Source organism: Bacillus sp. 05T22, from assembly GCF_056396765.1.
Genome location: NZ_JBFTMC010000177.1, coordinates 1 through 5,345 on the forward strand (window position 1 = coordinate 1; position 5,345 = coordinate 5,345).

Here is a 5,345-nt window from a genome sequence, read left to right on the forward strand (position 1 = left end):
CCTCTATATTGAGCTTATTAATAAAATCCATGACTATCATTCCCCACCTATTTTCTTATTTTAACCACATTTTCTATCAATCCATTTATTACCTCAAAAGATAATGTATCTCTTGGGTATTGTAAGCTTGGATCTATTTCAGTTGATACTTTAATTTTCAAATTTGGATACATATCCGTCAATTTCTTAAATATTCCTCTTTTATCATCTGGAACAGAGTCAAACAAACCCTTTGTACATTTATTACAAATTCCATTTGGATTAGATTAATGCATGTATAGTATCCCCTTCACACCTTCTGGTTTAAGACCTGCTTTTTTTACAGCATCTTCAAATTCAGCTATTACACCTTCTTCTGTATGGTGATTTCTACAACTTACTTAATCTTTCACGTAATTGTTCGTCCTTTTCAAGCATTTCTACACATACATTTCCTACAACTTTCGCCGATCTGGAATTGTGTTCAGCCAATTCAAGTGTTTTGTGTAATATATCGGGATATTTTTCAATTACTCTCATCGCTTCACCTTTTTAAGTTAGCCGTACTTTATCACCACGAGCTTTGTCATTCTCTTTAGTTTTTAGCTATTGCATATCATAAACTACACCTGCCATATAAAATGCCATGTCATGTCATCTCACATACTTATCGTATTTACCTCGCAAAGCAAATATTAAAAAAATGCCTTGATGGTACAACCATCATGAGCTTTCGATTCTCAAACAGATCATCTTCAAATTGTCCCACTCAAATATTAGCTTATTTAATTTAAACTAAAGTAAAAAAACCTTGAAAGGCAACCAGCCACTCAAGGTTTTTAATCCACTTAATTTAACTCACATACTTTCATAAGGTTTAAAAAATTACCATCTATCATCTACAGTAATTGTATATTGTGCAACACCAATAAACTTCAAATCACTATTTTTAAATTTACTTTTTGTTTTTTGAGCATCATATTCCAAATTGTAAATTAGAATAGCAGTATTAAATTCTTCACTATATCTTATAGTATCCAATTGTTCTAAAAATTGATCGGAGTAAGAAAATCCATCTAATAAATCCTTCACACTGTTTGTCGATTTACTAATCCATTTCTTTTCAATTAAATCGCGATCATAATAATCTAAGTTAAAGTCTTTTTCGAAAGCTGAAGAAATACTATCTCCATCTTCTGTATACTCAATATTTGTATAATTCATTAACTCTTCCTTACTCTCAAAATTCCCAATCCATATTGATACATGGTCATTCATAATTTTACTACCTCCTTAATTCAATTGGTAATCCCATTTTTCCGCTTTCCAATCTATCTTCTGCCCAATTATTCAATCCTTTTACAAAGGTTTCATAATCTTTTGATGTATCTATAATTCTTAGAATTTGATTATGAGCTACTGTAGAACCTTCTCCACCATGAACACCAGATGGATTAACAAATTTTACATCTTTTGTTAAAGTTCTCATTTCTTTTATATCATTCATTGATATTCCCCACTCTTTAAACTTTGGAGTTCTTGCCACCAAATGCCACTCATGATATCCTCCCGATCTTCGAATTCTATCTTCAATTCTTTTTCTTAACTTAGGGTTTTCCCACATTTTATTAAAATCTTCTGAAGATAAATCGTCAAACCATTTATTGAACTCTCCATTCCTAATGGAAGGAATATTTATTTTTCCTATATCTTCACCCGTACCCTATGTTGTAATCTTAAACTCTCACAACAAAAAGCAAACCATGTAAAACCTTATTAAACTACTTATTTCTCTTGTACTACCGGCAATTCATATGACATTTTATATTTCATCATTCCATATACTCAGTTGAAATTCGTACATAACCAACTACTTTCTCTTTCATATTGAGTCCTCTCCCGTTACAGCAATTAAAGTCCCTGTAAAGTTTACCCATTTTTTGCGGATAACGTGTGCATAATGTTCATCCGTTAAAACGTACTTTACGATGACTTCAAAACATAACACAACCCTTTATTTTTTCCTCTACTATCGTCATACACTGTTTACAACCATTACAATCTATAAAAATTAACACTTAGCTCACTTATAAAATTATAGTGCTCTTTTAAATTTTCACGTTAAACCACAAAAAAAGCACTTGTTGCCTTTCGTAGACAATCAAGCGCTTTAAGTTCATATGTTTTTAAGTTTTATGGTAACAGTATGACACCTTTTATATGTCGTGACAACTACTACATTAAAACTTACGAGTTTGTACGAGTTCATTAGTTTCATATACATTCCATGTGTTTATATTCATCGCCATATAAAATGTCATCTCGCCTAAGCTCGTACTTCGTTTTCTATTCTATCGTTGCAAACAGTACTCCATGATGGTACAACCATCATGGAGTATATATTTTCAAACACCATATATTTTTCTATCCACTTCAAAAATACATTCTTTTTCATCCATTTTTCTTATGTGCTTTTGTATGTATAGTTTTAGAACCATGTGCTTTATCACTCGCTTATGTTGCTTTACTAACACAAGCTCTTAACATATATTTTTAAAATAATAATTATTAAGACCAATTAAACTTCGTCAGACAAAGCATCATCGTAATCCTGTAATTCTTCCATAATTTCTTTTAACCGGTCAATATTATTTATAAATTCGCCGTAAGAAATTTCTTGGTAATCGAAAATTCCTTCACCGTATTCATCGCTATCAAATATTTTCACTTCCGCACCTAACTTCAACAAGTTATCAACTAATCCTTTTAAATTTTCCATATCATCAATATCATTTGCATCTGTTTCGGCAAAAAAATCTTTGTTTTCAATTTTATTTTTTATCTCTGTAATCCCTAAACCAGTGTACTTTCTTAAGGGTACTACACATTTACTAAATAAACCATTAGAGCCTATTTTAATTGCCATTTTACTCATCTATTATTCTCCTTTCCATTAAAATTCTTCTAAATAGTTTGGATTAACAGGTCTACCAGGTGCATTTTTTCTATAGCTTCCGCCATGCCAACCCTTTAAATGTTCCCTGCCAGTTACAGGATAAATTAATTCTCCTCTATTACATATATGTGGATAATTCATAGCATTGTAAGTATGATGCCCAATTATTGATTTCCCATTATATTGAGGTTTTTTTCCTTTTAAAATCTCTTGTATCTGTTCATTAGTCCAATCCCTTGTTGTAGGTTCTCCATCTAAAATTCTTTTCTTTTCTTGCTTCCAAAATTCATTAACCCCTGCAGCTCTTCTTTTTGAAAATCTTTTATCCCATTGATATCTTTTATATTCTTCTTTTGTTACTGTACGATTTTCAATCTTTTCTTTTATTTTTTTCTGCTGACCCCTACTTAAAGATTTGTATGGTGTAAGTTTTGGTGTTAAATCAAGTTCTGCTTTCAGTACCCTTTGGGCAATAATCTCTTCTCCTACTGCTACTTTTTTATTCCCCAAAGCTTCACCCTTACCAAAAACCTTCTCCCCATTCTCCTTCATAAACTGATAAGCATCTTTCAGAGCGTCTAATCCTCCGCCTCCTCCATTCCCAATGCCAGCAAACGAAGTTTTAGGGCCAAAATTCGGGATCTCAATATTTTTAATCTTCTCCACGACATTCTTCATACTACTCGGCAACTTATTCATTAATGCCGTTACTTCTTCCAACTTACCAACTATTTTACTATTTTTCGCGGCTACCTGAAAGACTTTTGTACCCTCTGCGAATTTTCCGAATGCAGCTGTTCCTTTCACTGCGGCGGTTACTTCACCAACGCCGACAAAACAACTACCAATATCAAATATCGCGCCACCAAGAGCATAAGGATCGGTCAATGCTTTTTCCACATAACCTTTTACGGAGTTAACTAGTGCCTTACCATACTTAGGATAATCCTGCCAGCTGATAATGGCTTGTCCAAGACTTTTTATCGTATTACCTGCTCCGTAAATATCGTCCAGTTTCCATTGTTCTGTTTCTACGCCGCGTATCGAATTAAAGCCCCACTCACCAAGCTCTGCGATTAGGAAACCTAATTTCGTTGCACCTATCGCTATCCCACTAATAGCGGAACCAGCCGCGCCTATAAAACCCTCTAACACCAAGGCTTTATCAGAAAGGTCTTTCAGTAAAGGAATGTTGTCCCCTACCCATTTTGTACCCTTTCTCAATACATCCCATTTCTCACCGGCACTCTTGGAAAGGTCTTGAAGCCAAGCCTCCAATGGATGATTTTCCGCCCATTCCTCTTGCTTTTTCTTCATTTCTCTTTCAGCTTCAAGTTTCGCTTCTTTTTCCGCATTCGTGATTTGTGTATCCATTTCATGAATGCCTTTTGCCAACGCATCTTGCGCAAAGAAAGCTCGAAGTTGCGGATCAGTATAAGATAAACTGCCCATGTCCCCTGCAATTTGAACTTGTTTGTTTAGGGCATTGAGAATGTTTTCCGCATTGCTTTCTGCTTTTTTGCTTTCAAATTGCTGTACTTTTTGAATCGTATCCTCTAGTTCTTTGCTGGCTGCAACCAGTTTTTCATCAAACTGGCTGTTCGGCATACTCAGTGAAATCAAATCACTTACGCTGTTGTAAATATTAGAGATGCGACTATCAAGTTCATGTTTCTTGGGTTGAAGATTGGAAAGTTTGTTTTGTGTTTGCAGTAATGCATCTTCCAGAATAACCGCATTCTCATCAGTTTCTCCCGTTGTTGACTGAAAATCCTGGAAAGTTGTCACCATTTCCCTAATAAGAATTTTATTGGTATCTTTCAACCCAATCACAACTGCATTTTGGTTATTATTGATGTCGTTGACAATCGCGTTTCCTGTTTCACCCTGCATGGCATCGGCCTGAATAATCCCATTCAATGCGTTTTTGGCTTGTTCAAGTTGTTCATTGGTTTTACTGGTGTCTTTTTGGAGTTTTTCCAGTACTTCCTTGAATTCCTTTAAATCTACTTGAAAGCCCACTTAATCCGCCTCTCTTTCTGGTGAAGTATGAATAGCTTCATAGAAAGCGAGCGCTTTATCTAGTGGTAAAAAGGCACTGGATAACTTGCCATTTGCTACTTGCATACTTCGTAAGAAAGTAAAAGCAAATTGTTCTTCCCATTCATTCGTCATCCCATGTGAAACAACTCGCTTAATCATCATATTGGACACATAAATCGCTGGTGTGTTGCTCATTTCACCAAATGGCCACAAGTAACCGAGATAATCTACCACATAATCGTTAAATCCCTCTCTTAACGGTACTTTGCGTCCTGTTAAAATCACGAGTTCTCCGAGTTCACTATTCTTGAACATATTTTGAATTACCTCTGGCATCATGTCTATGTCCAATTCCACAACGGTACCT

Annotated in this window: 5 protein-coding genes and 1 pseudogene; all 6 read right to left on the reverse strand. The window is 34.7% G+C overall.

Annotated features, from left to right (window positions below; all coding sequences use genetic code 11):
• Positions 1–369: 369 nt before the first annotated feature.
• Positions 370–531, reverse strand: a pseudogene (locus tag AC1DIT_RS26925) (MFS transporter); the annotation flags it as partial.
• A 333-nt stretch (positions 532–864) separates the two neighbouring features.
• Entirely contained in the window at positions 865–1,257 is a 393-nt protein-coding gene (locus tag AC1DIT_RS26930; RefSeq protein ID WP_016114220.1) for an immunity 22 family protein, read from the reverse strand.
• A 7-nt stretch (positions 1,258–1,264) separates the two neighbouring features.
• Positions 1,265–1,603 carry a hypothetical protein gene (locus tag AC1DIT_RS26935; protein WP_229161516.1) on the reverse strand — a complete coding sequence of 113 codons (339 nt, stop codon included), beginning with the start codon at positions 1,601–1,603 and terminating at the stop codon, positions 1,265–1,267.
• Positions 1,604–2,557: 954 nt separating this feature from the next.
• Positions 2,558–2,914: a hypothetical protein gene (locus AC1DIT_RS26940; protein ID WP_016114218.1), complete on the reverse strand. Its 357-nt coding sequence runs from the start codon at positions 2,912–2,914 to the stop codon at positions 2,558–2,560.
• Between the two features lie 18 nt (positions 2,915–2,932).
• Positions 2,933–4,957, reverse strand: a complete 2,025-nt coding sequence (locus AC1DIT_RS26945; RefSeq protein WP_016132684.1) for a T7SS effector LXG polymorphic toxin — start codon at positions 4,955–4,957, stop codon at positions 2,933–2,935.
• Positions 4,958–5,345 (reverse strand): DUF4176 domain-containing protein (locus AC1DIT_RS26950; RefSeq protein ID WP_476998546.1); only part of this gene is annotated, 388 nt, incomplete at its 5' end. It lies immediately after the preceding gene.